This window comes from Sphingomonas sp. DMC8, assembly GCF_056314185.1.
Map to the genome: position 1 here is coordinate 325,610 of NZ_JBQUYV010000002.1, position 20,296 is coordinate 345,905.

20 protein-coding genes and 1 tRNA gene are annotated in these 20,296 nt (G+C 65.2%); 10 read left to right on the forward strand and 11 right to left on the reverse strand.

Annotated elements, in window-relative coordinates:
• The first annotated feature begins 18 nt into the window (after positions 1–18).
• Positions 19–2,025 (forward strand): acetyl-CoA carboxylase biotin carboxylase subunit, encoded by a 2,007-nt coding sequence (locus ACT53K_RS05520; protein ID WP_476227554.1) that lies wholly within the window; start codon positions 19–21, stop codon positions 2,023–2,025.
• A 170-nt stretch (positions 2,026–2,195) separates the two neighbouring features.
• A complete protein-coding gene (locus ACT53K_RS05525) occupies positions 2,196–2,882 on the forward strand; it encodes a hypothetical protein (protein ID WP_476227555.1) in 687 nt (228 codons plus the stop codon).
• An 884-nt stretch (positions 2,883–3,766) separates the two neighbouring features.
• Here the strand turns inward: ACT53K_RS05525 and ACT53K_RS05530 are convergent.
• From ACT53K_RS05530 to ACT53K_RS05555, 6 genes are all read right to left on the reverse strand, one after another.
• Positions 3,767–3,842 (reverse strand) — tRNA-Lys (locus tag ACT53K_RS05530).
• 103 nt (positions 3,843–3,945) lie between these two features.
• A complete protein-coding gene (gene rodA, locus ACT53K_RS05535) occupies positions 3,946–5,064 on the reverse strand; it encodes a rod shape-determining protein RodA (protein ID WP_476227556.1) in 1,119 nt (372 codons plus the stop codon).
• On the reverse strand, positions 5,064–7,094 hold the full coding sequence (gene mrdA / locus ACT53K_RS05540) for a penicillin-binding protein 2 (protein ID WP_476227557.1): 2,031 nt from the start codon (positions 7,092–7,094) through the stop codon (positions 5,064–5,066). The genes rodA and mrdA overlap by 1 nt, the downstream gene beginning before the upstream one ends.
• 3 nt (positions 7,095–7,097) lie before the next feature.
• Positions 7,098–7,607 carry a rod shape-determining protein MreD gene (mreD, locus tag ACT53K_RS05545; protein WP_476227558.1) on the reverse strand — a complete coding sequence of 170 codons (510 nt, stop codon included), beginning with the start codon at positions 7,605–7,607 and terminating at the stop codon, positions 7,098–7,100.
• Positions 7,607–8,443: a rod shape-determining protein MreC gene (mreC, locus tag ACT53K_RS05550; protein WP_476227559.1), complete on the reverse strand. Its 837-nt coding sequence runs from the start codon at positions 8,441–8,443 to the stop codon at positions 7,607–7,609. The genes mreD and mreC overlap by 1 nt, the downstream gene beginning before the upstream one ends.
• A gap of 84 nt (positions 8,444–8,527) precedes the next feature.
• Positions 8,528–9,568 (reverse strand): rod shape-determining protein, encoded by a 1,041-nt coding sequence (locus ACT53K_RS05555; RefSeq protein ID WP_476227560.1) that lies wholly within the window; start codon positions 9,566–9,568, stop codon positions 8,528–8,530.
• Between the two features lie 149 nt (positions 9,569–9,717).
• On the opposite strand from ACT53K_RS05555, the gene mutL reads away from it, so the two are divergent.
• Positions 9,718–11,553: a DNA mismatch repair endonuclease MutL gene (mutL, locus tag ACT53K_RS05560; RefSeq protein ID WP_476227561.1), complete on the forward strand. Its 1,836-nt coding sequence runs from the start codon at positions 9,718–9,720 to the stop codon at positions 11,551–11,553.
• Between the two features lie 7 nt (positions 11,554–11,560).
• On the opposite strand, the gene ACT53K_RS05565 is transcribed toward mutL, so the two are convergent.
• From ACT53K_RS05565 to ACT53K_RS05585, 5 genes are all read right to left on the reverse strand, one after another.
• Complete coding sequence (locus tag ACT53K_RS05565) at positions 11,561–12,220, reverse strand: CAP domain-containing protein (RefSeq protein WP_476227562.1); 660 nt, start codon at positions 12,218–12,220, stop codon at positions 11,561–11,563.
• Between the two features lie 325 nt (positions 12,221–12,545).
• Entirely contained in the window at positions 12,546–13,136 is a 591-nt protein-coding gene (gene rplI / locus ACT53K_RS05570) for a 50S ribosomal protein L9 (protein WP_476227563.1), read from the reverse strand.
• Positions 13,137–13,147: 11 nt separating this feature from the next.
• Positions 13,148–13,372, reverse strand: coding sequence for a 30S ribosomal protein S18 (rpsR, locus tag ACT53K_RS05575; RefSeq protein ID WP_010543816.1), 225 nt, complete (start codon positions 13,370–13,372; stop codon positions 13,148–13,150).
• 13 nt (positions 13,373–13,385) lie between these two features.
• A complete protein-coding gene (rpsF, locus tag ACT53K_RS05580; protein ID WP_476227564.1) occupies positions 13,386–13,760 on the reverse strand; it encodes a 30S ribosomal protein S6 in 375 nt (124 codons plus the stop codon).
• Positions 13,761–13,909: 149 nt separating this feature from the next.
• Complete coding sequence (locus tag ACT53K_RS05585; protein WP_476227565.1) at positions 13,910–14,488, reverse strand: PEPxxWA-CTERM sorting domain-containing protein; 579 nt, start codon at positions 14,486–14,488, stop codon at positions 13,910–13,912.
• A 215-nt stretch (positions 14,489–14,703) separates the two neighbouring features.
• On the opposite strand from ACT53K_RS05585, the gene fabD reads away from it, so the two are divergent.
• From fabD to mltG, 7 genes are all read left to right on the forward strand, one after another.
• On the forward strand, positions 14,704–15,639 hold the full coding sequence (gene fabD, locus ACT53K_RS05590) for an ACP S-malonyltransferase (protein WP_476227566.1): 936 nt from the start codon (positions 14,704–14,706) through the stop codon (positions 15,637–15,639).
• A 57-nt stretch (positions 15,640–15,696) separates the two neighbouring features.
• A complete protein-coding gene (locus ACT53K_RS05595) occupies positions 15,697–16,125 on the forward strand; it encodes a GxxExxY protein (RefSeq protein WP_476227567.1) in 429 nt (142 codons plus the stop codon).
• A gap of 14 nt (positions 16,126–16,139) precedes the next feature.
• Positions 16,140–16,880 (forward strand): 3-oxoacyl-[acyl-carrier-protein] reductase, encoded by a 741-nt coding sequence (gene fabG, locus ACT53K_RS05600; protein ID WP_476227568.1) that lies wholly within the window; start codon positions 16,140–16,142, stop codon positions 16,878–16,880.
• A 30-nt stretch (positions 16,881–16,910) separates the two neighbouring features.
• On the forward strand, positions 16,911–17,450 hold the full coding sequence (locus ACT53K_RS05605; protein WP_476227569.1) for a hypothetical protein: 540 nt from the start codon (positions 16,911–16,913) through the stop codon (positions 17,448–17,450).
• A gap of 102 nt (positions 17,451–17,552) precedes the next feature.
• Positions 17,553–17,801 carry an acyl carrier protein gene (locus tag ACT53K_RS05610; RefSeq protein ID WP_476227570.1) on the forward strand — a complete coding sequence of 83 codons (249 nt, stop codon included), beginning with the start codon at positions 17,553–17,555 and terminating at the stop codon, positions 17,799–17,801.
• Between the two features lie 135 nt (positions 17,802–17,936).
• A complete protein-coding gene (fabF, locus tag ACT53K_RS05615; protein WP_476227571.1) occupies positions 17,937–19,196 on the forward strand; it encodes a beta-ketoacyl-ACP synthase II in 1,260 nt (419 codons plus the stop codon).
• Positions 19,197–19,278: 82 nt separating this feature from the next.
• A complete protein-coding gene (gene mltG, locus ACT53K_RS05620; protein WP_476227979.1) occupies positions 19,279–20,226 on the forward strand; it encodes an endolytic transglycosylase MltG in 948 nt (315 codons plus the stop codon).
• Positions 20,227–20,296: the final 70 nt, after the last annotated feature.

Below are 20,296 nucleotides of genomic sequence, written 5' to 3' on the forward strand. Positions count from 1 at the left end.
ACATCAGCGGAGCCGCTAATGTTCAAGAAAATTCTCGTCGCCAACCGTGGCGAAATCGCGTGCCGGGTGATGCGCACCGCCAGGAAGATGGGCATCGCTACGGTCGCGGTCTATTCGGATGCGGATGCCCGCGCGCCGCATGTGCGGATGGCGGACGAGGCGGTGCGGCTCGGGCCGGCGCCGGCGGCGGAGAGCTATCTCAAGGCCGATCTGATCCTTGCGGCCGCCAAGGCGACGGGCGCCGACGCGATCCACCCCGGCTATGGCTTCCTCTCCGAGCGCGAGAGCTTCGCCAGGGCCTGTGCCGAGGCGGGCATCGCGTTCGTCGGCCCGCCGCCCGGCGCAATCGCCGCGATGGGCGACAAGATCGAGTCGAAGAAGCTCGCAAAGCAGGCGGGCGTGAACGTCGTCCCCGGCTTCGTCGGCGAGATCGCGGATACCGAGCATGCGGTGCGGATCGCGGGAGAGATTGGCTATCCGGTGATGATGAAGGCCTCGGCCGGCGGCGGCGGCAAGGGCATGCGGCTCGCGTGGAGCGAGCAGGATGTCCGCGAAGGCTTCGAGGCGACCAAGCGGGAGGGGCTGGCCAGCTTCGGCGACGACCGCGTGTTCATCGAGAAGTTCATCGAGAGCCCGCGCCATATCGAAATCCAGGTGCTGGGCGACCAGCACGGCAACATCGTCTACCTCAACGAGCGCGAATGCTCGATCCAGCGCCGCCACCAGAAGGTGGTCGAAGAGGCGCCGTCGCCCTTCGTCACGCCTGAAATGCGCAAGGCGATGGGCGAGCAGGCGGTCGCGCTGGCGCGGGCGGTCGGCTATTACAGCGCGGGCACGGTCGAGCTGATCGTCTCGGGCGCCGACAAGACCGGGCAGGGCTTCTACTTCCTCGAAATGAACACCCGCCTGCAGGTGGAGCATCCGGTGACCGAGGCGATCACCGGGCTCGATCTGGTCGAGCAGATGATCCGCGTTGCTGCGGGCGAAAAGCTGGCGTTCGGCCAGGACGACGTGAAGATCCACGGCTGGTCGATCGAGAACCGCGTCTATGCCGAGGATCCGTATCGCGGCTTCCTGCCGAGCACGGGGCGGCTGGTGCGCTACCGGCCACCTGCGGCCGAAAAAGCGGGCGAGGGCTATATCCGCGTGGACGACGGCGTCACCGAAGGCTCCGAGATCAGCATGTTCTACGATCCGATGATCGCCAAGCTGATCACCTGGGCGCCGACCCGCGACGCTGCGGCGGACCTGCAGGTTCAGGCGCTCGACCAGTTCCGCATCGACGGCATCGGCCACAATATCGATTTCCTGTCGGCGATCATGCAGCACCCGCGCTTCCGCTCGGGCGAACTCACCACCGGCTTCATCGCCGAGGAATATCCCGAGGGCTTCCACGGCGCGCCGGCCGCGCCGGAGCTTCAGCGCAAGCTGGTGGCGGTCGCAGCGGTGCTCGACCGGATCCGCGCCGAGCGGGCCGCCGGTATCTCCGGCCAGCTCGACGGCCCCGTCTCCAGCGGTGCGGCGCGCGTTGTTCGGCTCGGTGAGAGCGAATGGACGCTGCACGTCACCGAACAGACGGAAGGCTGGCAAGTCGAAGGTGCCGGCGCGCCGATCCTGCTGACCGGCAGCTGGCGGCCGGGCGAGCCGCTGTTCGCCGCAGCGATCGACGGCGTGCCCTTCGCCGTGGCGGTCGACCGGCTACGCACGGGCTGGAAGCTGACCGCCCACGGCGCCGCCCACCGGCTGGAAGTTTATCCGCCGCATATCGCCGGCTATCGCCGCCACATGATCGAGAAGATCCCGCCCGACATGAGCAAGTTCCTGCTCGCGCCGATGCCGGGCCTGCTCACCCGCCTGCACGTCGCGGCCGGCGACAAGGTGGAGGCCGGCCAGCCGCTGGCGGTCGTCGAGGCGATGAAGATGGAGAATATCCTGCGCGCCGAACGCGCCGGGGTGGTGAAGGCGGCGAATTTCGGTGCCGGCGACAGCCTCGTGGTGGACGCGGCGATCCTCGAATTCGAATGAGGATCGCGCGCCCTCGCTGAACCTTCCCCGCGATATGCCCTTTTAGGCAGCTCGTTCGGCATTCTTGGTTATTTCAGGGATTGCCGAGTTAAGCATGATTGTCGCAGAACGGGCCGGGGCAAAAAGTACCGGCGGGCCTGCGCGGGTGCTGCCGGACCGGGAGGGGCACGATGCAGGAAGAGGACGGCTTCACGCGATGGATGGAAGCGTGCGCCGCGGGTGAATTGCTCGGCATCGCCACGGCCGTGCTGTGGTGGACCACCGTCGACCGGTTCGATCCTGTCCCGGTAGGGCAAGGCGCTGAAATTACGATGTTCCTCGCCAAGAGCGCGAGCGGGCTGCTACAGGGCGTCGTGCTCGGGTTTCTGCAGGGATGGGCCCTGCGCCGGCAGTTCCCGGCGTTGCGGCCCGGCCGCTGGGCCTTGGTGACGACGCTGGTTGCAATCCTGTTGTGGACGATCGGCGCCTGGTATGCGGTCTTCCCCCCCGCCGATGGCGAAAACCTGATGCCGCCGGTGCAGACCCTGTTCCAGACGGCCCTGACCGCAGCCGGCTTCGGCTTGGGCGTGGGGCTGTTGTTCGGCGCGGCACAGGCGCTGGTACTGCGCGGCGTCGCCCGCAACGCGCACTGGTGGGTGGCGACCAATGCTGTGGGCTGGGGCGCGGCCTTGCCGTGCATCTATATCGCAGCGTCCGTGGGCAGCAGCGCACCGGGATCGCTGGAGATCGCGTTCCGCGGGCTGGTGGGCGGCGTCGCGTCGGGCCTGGTGCTGGGCATCGTGACCGGCCTCTCCTTTGCCGTCATGCCCAGCCGCCATGCCGCCGCGCGCTCGCCGGAGCAGCAGCCGCTTTTCTAGCGGGCGAGGCGGAGCGGGGGCCTGTAATTCCCTTGTTTTCGTGGAAGTGTTCGCTATATGTTCCATGCCGCCTGCGGGCGGCCCGGCTCTTTGAACCCGTCAACGCAGCAGCTGCCCCGCAATCGCGCGAGGGTGTAAACTTCATAAACTTCACACGCTGCGCGAGACCGTAAACTTCCTAAACTTCACCCGTCGACGCTTGGCCTTATCCGCGCCTTGCGATGCTCTCCACAGCCGTCACCCCAGCGAACGCTGGGGTCTCCCGGGGGCTCGGCGAAACCGGAACAGCGCTGCTGCGGGAGATGCCAGCGTGCGCTGGCATGACGATGGAGGATCAGTCTCTGCCCCAAGAAACGTGCTTTAGGCCTAAACTTCGTAAACTTCACAAACGCGCTGAAGCCGTAAACTTCATAAACTTACGGTGCAGGAAGGCGCCAACGGGGATCGTCGCGAGCGCCCCGCCGCGTTTACCGCACGCTCCCGTTTTCTCGTTACGCCGGCATGTAGCAAGCCGCTGCCGGCCGACTGACTGCGCTACTCGGCGGTATTGGGGAAATTCGCTTATTTGGTGGCGATATGTTGGGCGGCTTTGGGGGTAAGTATCGGCTTTCCCGAATGCTCCTTGGCGCATCCTGAAAGGGCGACCGCTGCCACAACCACTATTCCGCAGCGGAAATTCAGCACGCGCACTCGCTCCCATCGAGAATATGCCTGCAGCAGTTTTTGACACAGGCCGGAGCATTTCCGCAACCGTTGGCCTGACTTCGCCCCTATCCGGAGAGAGCGGCGCGAAAACCTCAAGGATCTGCTGATACAGCGCGCGCCTGAGGGTCTCGGCGTCCCAGTCAGACGGCGCGGGAACTTCCCAGTTAAGTCATTGAAAATGGTGGACGCACTAGGGCTCGAACCTAGGACCCGCTGATTAAGAGTCAGCTGCTCTACCAACTGAGCTATGCGTCCATTCCGGGGTTTCTGCGAGGCCGTTGGTAGCGGCGCCGCCCGTTCGGAGGCGCGCCTTTAGCCTCCCGTTTCGCGGCTTGTAAAGCCCCTATTTCAAAAAAAATCACCAGTGGCTCGTTGCGCGGCTTTCACGGTCGATCGACATCAGGATGCCGAGGCAGATCATGAAGGTCATTACCGCCGTGCCGCCGAAGCTGATCATCGGCAGCGGCACGCCCACCACGGGCGCCAGGCCCATCACCATCGCCATGTTGATCGAGACATAGAGGAATATCGTGCCGGCCAGTCCCGCGGCCGTCAGGCGCCCGAACCGGGTCTTGGCGCGCAGGCCGACGCCGATCGCCCACCAGATCAGCGCGCCGAACGCCAGGATGAGCAGCACGCCGCCCACGAGGCCCCATTCCTCCATCATCGTCGCCAGCGCGAAGTCGGTCTGGCCTTCGGGCAGATAGTCGAGGTGGCTCTGCGTGCCGTGCAGGAAGCCCTTGCCGAACACGCCGCCCGACCCGATCGCGATCTTCGACTGAGTGATGTGATAGCCGGTGCCCAGCGGGTCGCGCTCGGGATCGAGGAAGATCAGCACGCGGTTGCGCTGATAATCGTGGAGCAGGAAATTGACCGCCAGCGGCGCGGCGATCGCCGCAGCGAGGCCGCCGCCGATGAACAGGCGCAGCGGCACGCCGGCCAGGAACACCACCATCGCGCCACAGCCGCTGATCATCAGCGCCGTGCCGAGATCGGGCTGCTTCATCACCAGCAGCGCGGGCACGCCGATCAGCACCGCGGCGGGCCACACCGCAACGAATTTCCGGATCTCGCTCGCTGGCAGCATTTCATAGAAACGGGCAAGCGCCAGCACGATCATCGGCTTCATCAGCTCCGATGGCTGAAGCTGAAAGCCGCCAAGGCTGATCCATCGCTGGCTGCCGCCAGCTATCTTACCGAGCGCCTCCACCCCCACGAGCATCACCACCAGCGTGACGTAGATGGGGAAGGCCGAATTGGCCCAGAACCGCTCCGGCAGCCGCGACATGACGATTGCGCCGGCCATGAAGATGGCGAACTTGATTCCCTGGTTGAACGCCCAGGGCTGCACATGGCCCCCGGCGGCCGAATAGAGCACGACCAGGCCGAAGGCGGCGATGCCGGTCACGAGGAACAGGATGCGCCAGGGCAGTTGCGCAAGCTGGCGGGGGACGATGCCGTCGCCGGGGCGTGCCATCAGTCGCCGTCCTGGCTGCCGCCGGGGGCGACATCGCCCACCGTGGTGTTGGCGGTCGCGTTCGCGGCTTCGGAGGCGAGCGTCGAGGCTGCCTCTTCGGTGTCTTCTGGCGCCGGCGGGGGCGGGGCGGCCTGCGCGGCGCGGAAGGCATCGGCCTGCGCCTTCATCCGGGTGGTATAGTCGCCACCCCAGGTCGGCTCCACTTCGGCGAGCGTGGCCATCGCCCGGTCCCGGTCGAACAAATAGGTCATGATGTCGCGGCCGATCAGCGGCGCGTCGAGGTTGCGCACGGTATGGCCATTATGTTCGAGCACGATCGCGGCGGCATATTTCGGGTTGTCGGCGGGCGCGAAGCACACCAGCAGCGCGTGGTCGCGCAGCTTGAAGGGCAAGGCGGCGTTCTTGAGCACGCCCACCTTGCGCTCAGCCATGGTGATGCGGCGCACCTGCGCGGTACCCGTTTTCGCGGCCAGCGAAACGCCCGGCACGAGCATCCGCGCCGCGCCGCCGGTCCCGCCGGCGTTGACCACGCCATACATCGCCTCGCGGATGATCGCGAGCTGCTCCGGCGTCACCGGCAGGGGCTGGGCCGGCTGCATCGGATCGCTGGCGATAAGCCGCGGCACCAGCACCTTGCCGGAGGCGAGGCGGCTGGCCATCACCGCCAGCTGGAGCGGATTGGCGAGCACATATCCCTGCCCGATCGAGGCATTGAGCGAGTCGGCCACCGTCCAGGGGTGCTTGTACTTGTGCAGCTTCCACGCGCTGTCCGGCACGGTGCCGTATCGCTGGGTGGTGAAGGGCAGGTCGAACTTCTGGCCAAGGCCCAGCTGACGCGCGAGCGGGGCAACCTTATCATAGCCGATGCGGCGCACCATTTCGTAGAAATAGATGTCGCAGCTCTGCATGATGGCGTTCTTCAGATCGAGCGCGCCGTGGCCATGCTTCTTGTGGCAGTGGAACACGCCGTTACCAACGCGCAGCGCACCCGTGCAAACGACGCGGTCGTGCGGATCGACGCCCGCCTGCATCAGTGCCAGCCCGTTCATCGGCTTCACCGTAGAACCGGGCGGATACAGGCCCTGCAGCGCCTTGTTCATCAAGGGGACGTGGTCGTCCTCCGACAGCATCTTCCATTCGCTCTGGGTGATGCCGTCGGAAAAACTGTTGGGGTCATAGGCGGGCATCGACACCATCGCCATGATGTCGCCGGTCGCCACTTCGATAACGATCGCCGAACCGGAATTGGTGCCCAGCCGCCGCGCGGTATATTCCTGCAAGCCGGCATCGATGGTCAGGCGGATATTCTCGCCCGGCTGGTCGGCGCGCGTTTCCAGTTCCCGCACCGGCTTGCCATGCGCCGTGACTTCGACGCGCTTGGCGCCCGGCTTTCCGCGCAGCCGGTGCTCCAGCGTCTTTTCCAGCCCGTCCTTGCCCAGCTTGAAGCCGGGGGTGACGAGCAGCTGGTCCTTTTCCTGTTTGAACTGTTCGGCCGACGCCGCGCCGACATAGCCGATCAGATGGCCGACGCCGGCGCCCAGCGGATAGTTGCGGGCATAGCCCCGCGCCGGCGCCACGCCCGGCAGCTCCGGCTGGCGGACGAGCACGGCCGCAAAGCGGTCCCAGTCGAGATTTTCCATCACCTGCACCGGGCGGAAGCCGTTGGAGCGGCCAAGATCGGTATCGATCCGCTGCAGATCTTCGGGCGTCAGCCGCAGCAGATGGGTGAGCGTGCCGAGCAGCTTCTCCTTGTCCTGGATGCGATCCGGAATCAGGTCGACGCGAAAATCGGTGCGGTTATTGGCCAACGGCTTGCCAGCGCGATCGAGCAGCCAGCCGCGCCGTGGCGGAATCAGGGTCATGTTGACGCGGTTGCTCTCCGCCATCAGCTTGTAGCGTTCGTTCTCGAACACGGACAACCACGTCATCCGCCCGGCGAGCACCATGCCGATCGCGCCCTGCGCCGCGCCCAGCACCACGGCCCGGCGCGAGAAGCTGTAGGTCTGCGTGGCTTCGGTGATACGCGCCATCGCTCAGGGTTTCCTGACGTCGCGGTCCAGCCAGGCGGCCAACCGCGAGGCCATGGGGAACAAGGCAGCCGAAGCTGCAATCTGCAGCAGCATCGCGGTATCGACATTGGCGCCGAACGGCGTGGTGAGGAAGCGGCCGGCGATCAGCGCGAACGCCATGCCGCCGGTTGCGATCAGCCAGTTCTGCCAGAAATCACGCCACACAAGGCGAGTCTCTATCACATCGATCATCACGAAGCATGCCGCCCATAGCATCATCGCCGAGCCGAGCGGCTGGCCGCTGACCAGATCGTCGAACAGGCCGAGCGGAACGGCAGCCCATACGGCGATCGCGTCGCTCCGCAGCAGGCGCCAGGCGAGCAGTATCATCAGTCCGCACGGCGGCAGAAACGGCACGACCGACACTATCGGGATCAGCACCATCAGCGATCCGAACATCACCGAGAGTGGCGCAAGCCAGCGCGCCCTTGGCCGGGGCTGAGTCTCGCCAAGGGGGGCGAGGTCGAGAGCCATCACTTCTTCGCCTTGCGCCCGGTCGGCGTTGGCGTTGGCGTCGGCGTGGGGGCAGGGGCCGGCTCCGGCAGGAACAGGCGCAGCACCGTCACGAAGTCGGGCGTGTCGGGGTTGGCGTCGGGCTGGGCGATGGCGAAGTCGCGGCTGGCATGCCGGACATGGCCGACCGGAATGTTCGGCGGAAAGACACCGCCGGTCCCGGATGTTACGAAGGCGTCGCCGTTGCGGAATATCAACTGGGATACATTTGCCGAGCGGATGTCGAGCGTGCCGTCGCCGCGCCCGGTGGCGATCGCGGGCATCCCGTCGCTTACGCGCTGGACGGGGATGACGCTTTCGGCATCGGTGATCAGCAGGACGCGGGCGGTATTGGGGCCGGTTTCGAGAACCTGGCCGATCAGGCCTGCGGCTTCGAGCACGGGCTGGCCCTTTTCGACATGCTGCCACGACCCGGCATTGAGCGTCGCATAGCGGCGCGTACTCGAAATCGAGGAATTGACCAGTCGTGCGACGACCACCGTATCTGTCGCGCCTTCGCGCAGCTTGAGCAAGGCACGCAGGCGCTTGTTCTCGCGCTCCAGGGTCTGTGCGCGAATGACCTGTGCCCGCTCGTTTTCGAGCTGCGCCTTCAACTGACGGTTTTCCGACCGAACGCCCAGATAGCTGCCGATGCCTTCAGGAATGCCGCCAATGCCGCGGCGCATCCAATCGAGTCCGGTGGAAACCGGCGTCGTCACTTCGGCGACGGTTCGGCGCAGGGTGGAGAAGGCCTGCGGGTTGAAGGTCGACAGCATATATAATGTGGCGCCGATCAGCGCTCCGCCGATCAACGCCACATAGCCTAGAAAAACTCCAACCTGCGCCCGCCGCGAGAAACCCGGGCGCCGGTTACGTGGCGGCGCCATCGCCTGCGCTCCCGCTTAGACCTGGATGAGGACGCCGCGGAACACCGGGTCTTCGAGCGCCCGGCCCGTGCCGAGCGCGACGCAGGTCAGCGGATCCTCCGCGACCGTCACCGGAAGGCCGGTTTCGTCGCGCAGCACCTCGTCCAGACCCTGCAGCAGTGCGCCGCCGCCGGTGAGCACGATGCCCTGGTCGACAATGTCCGCGGCCAGCTCGGGAGCAGTGTTTTCCAGTGCGATGCGGACGCCTTCGACGATCGTGTTGACCGGTTCCGACAGCGCCTCGGCAATCTGGCCCTGGTTGATCTGGATTTCCTTCGGCACGCCGTTGACCAGATCGCGGCCCTTGATGTGGATCGTCTGGCCGATGCCGTCGACCGGCGGCTTGGCGACGCCGACTTCCTGCTTGATCCGTTCAGCCGTGGCTTCGCCGATCAGGAGATTGTGGTTGCGGCGGACATAAGAGACGATCGATTCGTCCATCTTGTCGCCACCCACGCGAACCGAGGTGGAATAGGCAAGGCCGCGCAGGCTCAGCACCGCGACTTCGGTGGTGCCGCCGCCGATGTCGACGACCATGCTGCCGATCGGTTCGGTCACCGGCATGTCGGCACCAATTGCGGCCGCCATCGGCTCTTCGATCAGCCACACCTGGCTGGCACCGGCGTTCGACGCGGCATCGCGGATCGCGCGGCGTTCAACCGAGGTCGAGCCCGAGGGGACGCAGATCACGATCTGGGGCCAACGCATGAAGCGGCGCTGGCCGTGCACCTTGCGAATGAAGTGCTTGATCATCTCTTCGGCGACATCGATGTCGGCGATCACGCCGTCGCGAAGCGGACGAATCGCCTCGATCGAGCCGGGGGTTTTGCCCATCATCAGCTTGGCGTCGTCGCCGACCGCCTTCACTTTCTTCACGCCATTGATCGTCTCGACCGCGACGACCGAGGGCTCGTTCAGCACCACGCCCCTTCCGCGCAGATAGACAACCGTGTTCGCGGTACCGAGGTCGATCGCCATGTCGTGGGACATGAATTTGAAAAAGCGGGAGAAAGCCATTGAATGATCCGTCCCTGCCGGAGGAAGCCCCGTTCCGGCTGTTCGCACAAGAATTTAGCCCCAACCCTCCCGGGACGGACGAGAAATCCGGCCTGGTGCCTTGCGGATGCGGGTCGCGGGATGCCGCCGCTTGGGCTACAGCGATTGCCATGTCAATACGCCGCCTGCCAGAACATCTTGTCAATCGTATCGCAGCGGGCGAGGTGGTCGAACGCCCCGCCAGCGCGTTGAAGGAACTCGTTGAAAACGCAATCGACGCAGGCGCGACACGCATCACCGTGAAACTCGCTTCGGGCGGCATCGACCTGATCGAAGTTATCGACGATGGCTGCGGCATGGCGCCGGCAGAAATGGCCCTCGCACTGGAGCGGCATGCCACCTCCAAGCTGCCGCACGACGATATCGATCGCGTCGCGACGTTGGGATTTCGCGGTGAGGCGCTGCCCTCGATCGCCAGTGTCGCGCGGCTGACGCTGGAGAGCCGCGTGCGCGGCGCGGAGGGCTGGGCGCGCACGGTCGACAATGGCGAAGTGGTTGCCGAAGGACCGGCGGCGCTCCCGCCCGGTACGCGGGTGCGAGTGGAGGCACTGTTTGCGCGCGTGCCGGCACGACGGAAGTTCCTCCGCTCATCGCGCGCCGAATATGCGGCCAGCCTCGACGTGATGAAGCGGCTGGCGATGGCGCGGCCGGAAATTGCCTTTTCGGTTGAGCATGAGGGCCGCCGCGCGCTGAGCGTGCAGGCGGGCGAGAGCCGGCCGGCGCGGGTCGCTGCGCTGACCGACCGGGCGCTTCAGGAAAATTGCGTGCCGATCGATTTCGAGCGCGAGGGGATTGTGCTGGGCGGCGTCGCCGGGCTTCCCACCTTCAATCGCGGCGTGGCCGACCATCAATATCTGTTCGTCAACGGACGGCCAGTGAAGGACCGTCTGCTCGCCGGGGCCGTGCGTGGCGCCTATGCCGAGATGCTGGCGCGCGACCGCCATCCGGTCGTCGCGCTGTTCCTCGACGTGCCCTCTGATGCCGTCGATGTGAACGTCCACCCGGCCAAGACCGAAGTGCGCTTCCGCGATCCGTCGCTGGCGCGCGGACTTATCGTCAGCGGGTTGCGGCGGGCGCTCGACGAGGCTGGGCATCGCAGCGTCCAGCGGCCGAGTGAGGCGGCGCTGGGGCTTTGGCAGGCGGGTTCGCCGGCGGTTAGCCCTTCCCCTTCAGGGGAGGCGATGGGGTGGGGCGGTGCCTCACCGAGGCCAACCTCTGGACTGGAATCCCTCCACCCCAACCCCTCCTCCCAGGAGGAGGGGCTAAGAAGCTACTCCGGCGCCGTCCGCGACTCCGGCACCTTCTTCACCGCGCCGCCCGCCGCCCGCGCCGAACCGGCCCGGCACGAGGCGCCGCTTGCCACCGACTTCCCGCTGGGTGTCGCGCGGGGGCAGGTCGCCAAGACCTATATCGTAGCCGAGGCAGAGGACGGGCTGGTGCTGGTGGACCAGCACGCCGCGCACGAACGGCTGGTGCTCGAACGCATGCGGCGCGCGATGGCGGGCGGGGCGGTCCCCAGCCAGGCATTGCTGCTCGCCGAAGTGGTCGAACTCGACGAGCCCGGTTGCGACCGGCTGGAGGCCCGTGCGGACGAGTTGCGCGCCTTTGGTCTCGAACTCGAACGCTTCGGTCCGCGCGCGATGCTGGTGCGGGCCGTGCCGGCGGCGCTGGGGACGGGGGATGTGCAGGGGCTCGTTACCGATCTCGCGGACGAACTTGCCAGTTTCGACGAGGCGCTCAGCCTGAAGGAGAGGCTCGACCATGTCGCCGCGACCATGGCGTGCCACGGATCGGTACGAGCAGGGCGGATCCTCTCTGTCGCCGAGATGAATGCCTTGCTCCGCGAAATGGAAGCGACGCCGCATTCGGGCCAGTGCAACCATGGCCGCCCCACCTGGGTGAAGCTGGCGCACGGCGATATCGAGAAGCTGTTCGGCCGAAAGTGATCCCGGGTCAGCGTGCGGCTTGCGCCCAGCGGGCCATGTCTGCACGTCCGTCGCGGGTATCCGCCAGATCGACGACGCAGATATGGCCATAGGCCCGGTGGGCGCCGCAGCCCACGCCGGCAAAGTGGAAGCTGCGGTCGAATAGCAGCGCGCGGTGGCCGCGATCGGGCACGCCATCGTCGACGATCATCTGGCGGACGACACCATCGGCTTCGGCAAAGCCATAGGAAATGCTCTCGCCGACATAGATGTCGCCGCCGTGGCGGCGCACGCGATCCCCGGGGGAACTGCCGTCGGGCGAGATATGGCCGCGGTTGCCGGTGCGGCCCTGTGCGTCAGCATGGTCGCGGGCGGCAAGCGCGAGGATGGTTCCCATATCCAGCGGCGGCAGCGGCGGCTGATGTTCGAGAAAGTCGATGGCTTCATCGACCGCGGCAGGGCCCTCGCGCGTGATAACGCCATTGGCGTCGCCGGGCAGGTACAGGATCTGGCCATTGAAATAGCGGCGATATTCACGGAGCCGCTGCGCATATTCCTGCGGATGTTCGCGGGCGAAATTGATCCGTTCGAGCACCGCGCCTTCCAGCGTCTGCGCCAGTGCCGGGGTGGCAATACCGCTGATGCAGGCTGCGATCAGCGCTGCCGCGATGCGTATGGCCCGAACCAAATCCCGCCCCTTCGCCGAACAGTGACGGCGAAGTCTCGCACCATGGGGTTAATCGGGGATCGCTGCGGATACCTAGCGGGGCGTTAACCACATTCCGGCGGCCGTGGCGAAACCATTGGCCCGGCGGCCCGTTCCCTGCTCGGGCTAAACGGAAAAGCGATTGGATACCATGAAGATACTATCGCTCTTGTTCGCCGCGGTGCCGCTGATGGTGATGGTCGGCGCCTGGCTGGTTTGCCCCTGATCCCGGAAGTGGGCGGCGTACGAAAAAGGCCGCCCCGAACGGATCGGGGCGGCCCATTTTCTTGTCGCGATGAAGCGGCGATCAGCCCTCGGCGTTCTCGGCCGGTGCTTCGGTCGCGATTTCGCCCGGTTCCGCGTTCGGATCGTAATCCTCGGTGAATCCGGCTTCTTCGCGTTCGAACATCGCAGCCATCACGTCGACGCCCTGCGCCTGCATGTCGGCTTCTTCCGGCGAACGGGCGACGTTGACCTTGATCGTCACCGCCACTTCCGGGTGCAGCGCAACCTTCACTTCGTACACGCCGATCGCCTTGATCGGGCGGTCGAGGACGATCTGCGCCTTGTTGACCTTGTGGCCGTCGGCGGTCAGCACATCGACCAGATCGCGCACCGCGACCGAGCCGTAGAGCTGGCCGGTGTTCGACGCCTGGCGGATCAGGGTCACCGAAACGCCCTCGAGCGTCTTCGATTCCTTCTCGGCCTCAACGCGGCGGGCGGCGTTTTCAGCCTCGATGCGCTCGCGATTGGCTTCGAAGACCTTGCGGTTGGCTTCGTTGGCGCGCAGTGCCTTCTTGCGCGGGAGGAGGAAGTTACGGGCAAAGCCGTCCTTCACCTTCACCACGTCGCCGATGTGGCCGAGCTTCTCAACGCGCTCCAGCAGAATGACTTCCATGGATCCGCTCCTTACTTAACGATGTAGGGCAGCAGGCCCAGGTGACGGGCGCGCTTGATGGCCTGGGCCAGCTCGCGCTGCTTCTTCGCGCTCACCGAAGTGATACGCGAGGGGACGATCTTGCCGCGCTCGGAGACGAAGCCCTGCAGCAGGCGGACGTCCTTGTAATCGATCCGGGGCGCATCCTTCGCGGAGAAGGGGCAGCTCTTGCGGCGGCGGAAAAACGGTCGTGCCATGGTCTATCGCTCCTTATTCGCCGTCGAAACCGCCGTCGCGCTCGCGACGACCACGACGCTCGCGGTCACCCTTGCGCATCATCACCGACGGACCCTGCTCATGCGCGTCGACCTTGACGGTCATGTAGCGGATGACGTCTTCGTTGATCTGCGTCTGGCGCTCCAGCTCGGCGACCACGCCGGCCGGCGCGTCGATCTCGAGCATGACATAGTGCGCCTTGCGGTTCTTCGCGATGCGATAAGCCAGGCTGCGAAGACCCCAGGTCTCGGTCTTCACGACCTTACCGTTATTGTCTTCGACGATCTTGGTGGCGGTTTCCGCCAGTGCGTCCACCTGCGCCTGTGCCAGATCCTGGCGCGCAAGGAACACATGCTCGTACAGAGCCATTCGTTCTCTTCCTGTTGGCCGATCGCTGACGCCGCCCCTTGCGGACGCCCCTCCGGCTGTCGTCTTCCTAATGCAAACGGAGCGGACGCATTGCTGCTCCGCTCCGAAGGGTCGCCTATGCTGTATCTGGCGCCGGAATGCAAGCCCATTCAGGCGATGGCTGCCGCGCCCTTGCGGCGGCGCAGGGCGCCACCGGCCAGGCCCATCCCGCCAATCAGCATACCCCACATGGCAGGCTCGGGAACCGCGGCTGCCGCCTCATGCCCGAAGAAGACGATGTGCGAAAGTTCCTTCGGGTTCTTGCCATGCGGGATGTCGTTGGTGTTCCAGGTGCCGGACGAGGCATCGGCGATGCCGTACAGCACGAAGAAATTGCCCGCCTTCACCGCGAGATAGTCGATTGCATAACCCGGCGTGGACCAGGTGCCCGAGGCTCCGCCGAAGCCCGTGATCAGGCCCGAGGTGGTGCTGGTATCGAACAGATAGTTCAGCTTGATGTTCGGCTGCGCGCTGGTGACGAAGTTGTTGTAGAGATTGTAAACGAGCTCGGAGTTCACATAGCTGTTGATGTTGAGCGGGTTGGTGCTGCCGTTGATGTTGCCCAGGAAAAGGCAACCGGCCGGTGCGTTGACCGACGCGCATTTGCCGGGAACGATAACGGCGGCGCTCGCTGCCGCCGGCAGGAAAATTGCTGCGAGCGCAGCCGCCACCTTTGTCTTGATACCCATTGCCTCTACTCCCCCGTGTCCAGAAATCGCCTTGTTGGTTAGCGATGTATTAATGGAGATAAAATCACTAACTTTCGCGGTTCTTGTTTCGGAATGAAACGACGCAGCCGTTGCTGGAACGCTTCGGCGGAGGAGCGAGACGGGCTTGCACTGTGCAGAGCTTCGGTTCTAACGCGCGCACCCATTCAAGGCGCTCGCGAGGAGGGACAACGATAATGCGCGCTTTCATTTTTCCCGGTCAGGGCAGCCAGGCCGTCGGCATGGGCAAGGCGCTGGCCGAGGCGAGCCCTGCCGCTCGCGAAGTCTTCCAGGAAGTCGACGAGGCGCTGGGCCAGCATCTGTTCCGGCTGATGACCGAGGGGCCGGAAGACGAACTGACGCTGACCGCCAATGCGCAGCCGGCGATCATGGCCAATGCCATTGCGGTACTGCGTGTGCTGGAGAAGGAAGGCGGTATCCGCCTGGCCGACAAGGCCGATTTCGTCGCCGGCCATTCGCTGGGCGAATATACCGCTTTGTGTGCAGCCGGCGCGTTCGATCTGCCTACGACGGCGAAATTGCTGCGGCGCCGGGGTGACGCCATGCAGTCTGCGGTGCCGGTAGGCGAGGGGGCGATGGCCGCGCTGCTGGGGGCGGATCTGGTGAAGGCGCAGGCAATTGCCGATGCGGCCGCTGAGGGCGAAGTCTGCACCGTAGCCAATGATAATGATCCGACCCAGGTCGTCATTTCCGGCGCGCGTGCCGCGATCGAGCGGGCTGTTGCGATTGCCAAGGAACATGGCGCCAAGCGGGCGCTGCTGCTGCCGGTCTCGGCACCGTTCCACTGCCCGCTGATGCAGCCGGCGGCGGATGCGATGGCGGCTGCGCTGGCCGAGGTGGCGATCCAGGCGCCGCTGGTGCCGGTCTATGCGAATGTCACGGCCGCCCCGGTGGCCGACCCGGCGACGATCCGCACCCTGCTGGTCGAGCAGGTTACGGGCATGGTGCGCTGGCGCGAATCGGTCGCGGCGATGTTCGAGGGCGGCGTCCATGACTTCGTCGAGCTTGGCGGCAAGGTGCTGGGCGGCATGGTGAAGCGCATCACGCCCGATGCCGGCATCACCAGCGTGGTGTCGATGGACGATATCGAGGCGCTGGTTAAGGTGCTTTAAAAAGGAATAGAGTGGTTCACGCGGAGGCGCGGAGACGCGGAGGGCTGGTTCATCATCATGGATATCGACCAGATCAGCGGCGATGTGATCGATGTGGCGATCCGCTTGCACCGTGAGCTCGGTCCGGGCCTTCTTGAAAGCGTGTATGAGGCGCTTCTCGCCAGCAAGCTCGCGAGGATGGGATATTCGGTCGAGCGGCAGTTGCCGGTGGACATTGCGTTCGAGGACTTGAGGTTCGAGGGGGCTTTCCGCATCGATCTGCTTGTGGAGAACCGGTTGATCGTCGAGATCAAGTCAGTCGAGCGACTAAACCCAGTCCATAGCAAGCAGCTCCTGACATATCTTCGCTTGATGAAGCAGCCCGTAGGGCTGCTGCTGAATTTCGGAGGCGAAACGCTGAAGGAGGGGTTGAAACGTGTGGTCAACGACCATCACCCCTCCGCGTCTTCGCGCCTCCGCGTGAACCAACCACTTTCTTCTTCTTGATTGATAGGATGAACATGTTCGATCTGACAGGCATGACTGCGCTGGTTACCGGCGCTTCTGGGGGTATCGGTTCGGCGATTGCCAAGGCGCTGGCGGCGCAGGGGGCGAGGCTGGCGGTTTCGGGTTCCAATGCTGAAAAGCTCGAGGCGTTTCGTGCCGAACTCGGCGGTGAGCATGTTGCCGTGCCGTGCAACCTCTCCGACCGCGCTGCCGTCGATGCACTGGTGCCGCAGGCGGCGGAAGCGCTGGGCGGCAAGCTCGACATCCTCGTCAACAATGCCGGCGTCACGCGCGACAATCTCGCGATGCGGATGAAGGACGAGGAGTGGGAACAGGTCATCACCGTGAACCTGGAAGCCGCCTTCCGCCTGATGCGCGCCGCCGCGAAGCCGATGATGAAGGCGCGCTTCGGCCGCATGATCTCTATCACCTCGGTCGTCGGCGCGACCGGCAATCCGGGCCAGGCGAACTATGCCGCCTCCAAGGCCGGGCTGGTCGGCATGTCGAAGGCGCTGGCGCAGGAACTCGCCAGCCGCAACATCACGGTGAACTGTGTGGCGCCGGGCTTCATCCGGTCGGCTATGACGGACGTTCTGCCGGATGCGCAGAAAGAGGCGCTGCTTGGCCGCATTCCTGCCGGAAAGCTGGGCGAGGGCGAGGATATCGGCGCAGCGGTCGTCTATCTCGCCAGCAAGGAGGCCGCCTATGTCACCGGCCAGACATTGCACGTTAACGGCGGAATGGCGATGCTCTGATTCGGGAATGCCGGGGGGCGTGGAGGTAGGATGAACATGCGTTTCGTTGTTGCGGCTGCTGCCGCGCTTGCCCTTGCCACTCCGGCTGCTGCCCGGCCTGCTGATCCTTCTACGATCGGTTGCGTTGCCGAGAAGCTGGATTCTGCCGTGAAAGCCCAGCTCGAGTCAGACGTTGAGCGCAACCTGAATACCAGCGGCGAGCGCCCGCATTATGATCCCAGCGTCACGCGCGGGCTCAATGATGCGGCGCTGGCCTGCGCCAATGCGCATGGCTGGACCGGCTACGCACCGCGGGCGGCCGGCATCTATGCCATCGCGCAACTGGGCCTGCCGATTGCCCGGCGCGTGGTGCGGGAAAAGGGATTCGATCCGGACGCGCTCGCGAAGCAGTTCGCCGCGCTGCCGCAAGAGACTCGGATCCAGCCGCTCGACCCCCAGGCTACCCAGAGCCTTATCCGCGATGCGGTAACCGACCCCGCCAAACAGACTCGCCAGAACGCAGAGCTGCTGGCGGAGTTTTTTGCGTTTCTCAACACGCTGGAATATGCTGCGCATGATTTCTCTGCATAAGGGCACGCCCGGGCGCGCGTGACCCTCTTGCAACCGCACCAACGGCATTCTAGGTGCGGGTTCACGAAATCTGAGCCCCAGCCACGAAGGAAAACAGGGACCATGGCCAACCAGGAAGAGATCACCACCCGCGTGCAGGCGCTCGTCGTCGACCATCTCGGCGTCGACGCGAAGGACGTGGTTCCGACTGCGAGCTTCATCGACGACCTCGGCGCGGACAGCCTCGACATCGTCGAGCTGGTGATGGCCTTTGAGGAAGAATTCGGGGTGGAAATCCCGGACGACGCCGCAGAGAAGATCGCGACTGTCGGCGACGCCGTTGCCTATATCAGCGAGCACCAGCAGGGCTGACGCCCGAACGGCGCTCCCAGCCCGTGTGGGCCGGAATAGCGTATCAACGGCTTCCCGTTCCCATGCCTCTGGCGCGCGGACGGGGAGCCGTTTTGTATTAGAACCAGAACCGATTCTATTTGACGGAGAACTGCCATGCGCCGCGTAGTCGTGACCGGCCTTGGGCTCGTCACCCCGCTGGGTGCCGATGTCGAAACTGCCTGGAAGAACATCCTCGCCAGCAAGTCTGGTGCGGGCACGATCACGCGGTTCGACGCGACCGACTTCCAGAGCAACTATGCCTGCGAAGTGAAGCCTGCCGACCATGAATATGGTTTCGACGCCGGCAAGCGCGTCGATCACAAGGTGCAGCGCCAGGTCGATCCTTTCATCGTCTATGGCATCGATGCCGCCGGCCAGGCGATCGAAGACGCCGGCCTTACCGACATGCCGGAAGAAATGCGGTTCCGCGCCGGCTGCTCGATCGGCTCGGGCATCGGCGGCCTGCCGGGCATCGAGAGCGAATCGCTCGTGCTCCACGAAAAGGGGCCGAAGCGCGTTTCGCCGCACTTCGTCCATGGCCGCCTGATTAACCTGATTTCGGGTCAGGTCTCGATCAAATACGGCCTGATGGGGCCGAACCACGCGGTCGTCACTGCCTGCTCGACCGGCGCCCACTCGATCGGCGACGCCGCGCGGATGATCGCCATGGACGATGCGGACATCATGCTTGCCGGTGGTGCCGAAAGCACTGTCTGCCCGATCGGCATCGCCGGTTTCGGCCAGGCGCGTGCGCTCTCGACCGGCTTCCGCGACGATCCCACCAAGGCGAGCCGCCCCTGGGACCAGGACCGCGACGGCTTCGTGATGGGTGAAGGCGCCGGCGTGGTGGTGCTCGAGGAATATGAGCATGCCAAGCGCCGCGGCGCGAAGATCTACGCCGAAGTCGTCGGCTATGGTCTGTCGGGCGATGCCTATCACGTCACGGCGCCGCACCCGGAAGGCTCGGGCGCATTCCGTTCGATGCAGATGGCTGTGCGCAAATCCGGCCTCGCGCTTGACGAGATCGATTACATCAACGCCCATGGCACTTCGACGCCGCTGGGTGACGAGCTGGAGCTCGGTGCCGTCCGCCGCCTGTTCGGCGATGCGATCGGTGGCCTGTCGATGAGCTCGACCAAGTCGGCGATCGGCCACCTGCTCGGCGGCGCCGGCGCGGTGGAGAGCATCTTCTGCATCCTGGCGCTGCGCGATCAGGTCGTGCCGCCGACACTCAACCTCGACAATCCCAGCGAGAATTGCGTCGGCATCGATCTGGTCCCGCACATCGCGAAGCAGCGTAAGGTCAAGGCTGTGCTGAACAACTCGTTCGGCTTTGGCGGCACCAATGCCAGCCTGGTGATGAAGGCGGTCTGAGCTGAGCGAGCAGACGCCTCCGTCCGCCCCGCCAAAGGGCAAGATCGTCGGCAATATCGGCCGGCGGCGGGGCGGCTGCGCGCTGCTCGTGGCGGTGTTGCTGATCCTTGCGGTTGGCGGCATCGCCCTGCGCCTTTGGGGCGGCCCCGGGCCTGCCCAGCAGAATGTGACAGTGCTGATTCCGCCGGGTGCCACGCTGGCGCGGGCGGCAGGCGAACTGGAAAAGGCGGGGGCGATCCGTTCGGCCCGCATTTTCGTGCTCTTCTCCAAGCTGCTGGGGAGCCGCACTGCGATCAAGGCCGGTGAATATCGCGTGCCCGCGCACCTGAGCCAGCGCGACATCCTCACCATGCTGCAGGGCGGTCGAACGCTGCAGCGTTTCGTGACGGTGCCGGAAGGGTTGCCGTCGATTCTGGTGTACGAAAACCTGATGAAGGCGCCGGAATTGTCGGGGCCGGTGCAGGTGCCGGTCGAAGGCACGGTGCTGCCCGACAGCTATGCCTATAACCGGGGCGATACCCGCCAGACGGTGCTCGACCGGATGCAGAAGGCAATGGTCGACTATCTCGCCGCCGCCTGGGCCCGGCGCCAGCCCGGCATCGCCGTTTCCTCCCCGCGCGAGGCGTTGATCCTCGCCTCGATCGTCGAGAAGGAAACCGCCAAGCCCGAGGAACGAAGGACGGTTGCCGCCGTCTATTCCAACCGGCTGAAGCGCGGCATGCCCCTACAGGCCGACCCGACGATCATCTACCCGATCACCAAGGGCAAGCCGCTCGGCCGCCGCATTCTGCAATCAGAACTTCACGCGAAGAACGGCTACAATACCTACACCATGACCGGCCTGCCCGAAGGGCCGATCGCCAATCCCGGCCGCGCCTCGATCGACGCGGTGTTGAACCCGGCCAGTTCGAACGCGCTCTACTTCGTCGCCGACGGTACCGGCGGGCATGTTTTCGCCGATACCTATGAGCAGCATCAGGCGAACGTGCAGAAATGGTATGCCCTCCGCCGCGCGCGCGGCGAGATGTAACGCGCGTCGCACCGCTTGTTTCGGCAGCGGTGGTCGCTAACATCGCCTCCTGATTTTCGATTGGGGGGAA

Excerpts from the sequence above, each read along its gene's own strand:
- ACT53K_RS05520 (WP_476227554.1), top strand. The coding sequence starts at position 19 with ATGTTCAAGAAAATTCTCGTCGCCAACCGTGGCGAAATCGCGTGCCGG.
- ACT53K_RS05525 (WP_476227555.1), top strand. The coding sequence starts at position 2,196 with ATGCAGGAAGAGGACGGCTTCACGCGATGGATGGAAGCGTGCGCCGCG.
- rodA (WP_476227556.1), bottom strand. The coding sequence starts at position 5,064 with ATGGCACGCCCCGGCGACGGCATCGTCCCCCGCCAGCTTGCGCAACTG.
- mrdA (WP_476227557.1), bottom strand. The coding sequence starts at position 7,094 with ATGGCGCGTATCACCGAAGCCACGCAGACCTACAGCTTCTCGCGCCGG.
- mreD (WP_476227558.1), bottom strand. The coding sequence starts at position 7,607 with ATGGCTCTCGACCTCGCCCCCCTTGGCGAGACTCAGCCCCGGCCAAGG.
- ACT53K_RS05555 (WP_476227560.1), bottom strand. The coding sequence starts at position 9,568 with ATGGCTTTCTCCCGCTTTTTCAAATTCATGTCCCACGACATGGCGATC.
- mutL (WP_476227561.1), top strand. The coding sequence starts at position 9,718 with ATGTCAATACGCCGCCTGCCAGAACATCTTGTCAATCGTATCGCAGCG.
- rplI (WP_476227563.1), bottom strand. The coding sequence starts at position 13,136 with ATGGAAGTCATTCTGCTGGAGCGCGTTGAGAAGCTCGGCCACATCGGC.
- rpsR (WP_010543816.1), bottom strand. The coding sequence starts at position 13,372 with ATGGCACGACCGTTTTTCCGCCGCCGCAAGAGCTGCCCCTTCTCCGCG.
- rpsF (WP_476227564.1), bottom strand. The coding sequence starts at position 13,760 with ATGGCTCTGTACGAGCATGTGTTCCTTGCGCGCCAGGATCTGGCACAG.
- ACT53K_RS05585 (WP_476227565.1), bottom strand. The coding sequence starts at position 14,488 with ATGGGTATCAAGACAAAGGTGGCGGCTGCGCTCGCAGCAATTTTCCTG.
- fabD (WP_476227566.1), top strand. The coding sequence starts at position 14,704 with ATGCGCGCTTTCATTTTTCCCGGTCAGGGCAGCCAGGCCGTCGGCATG.
- ACT53K_RS05595 (WP_476227567.1), top strand. The coding sequence starts at position 15,697 with ATGGATATCGACCAGATCAGCGGCGATGTGATCGATGTGGCGATCCGC.
- fabG (WP_476227568.1), top strand. The coding sequence starts at position 16,140 with ATGTTCGATCTGACAGGCATGACTGCGCTGGTTACCGGCGCTTCTGGG.
- ACT53K_RS05605 (WP_476227569.1), top strand. The coding sequence starts at position 16,911 with ATGAACATGCGTTTCGTTGTTGCGGCTGCTGCCGCGCTTGCCCTTGCC.
- ACT53K_RS05610 (WP_476227570.1), top strand. The coding sequence starts at position 17,553 with ATGGCCAACCAGGAAGAGATCACCACCCGCGTGCAGGCGCTCGTCGTC.
- fabF (WP_476227571.1), top strand. The coding sequence starts at position 17,937 with ATGCGCCGCGTAGTCGTGACCGGCCTTGGGCTCGTCACCCCGCTGGGT.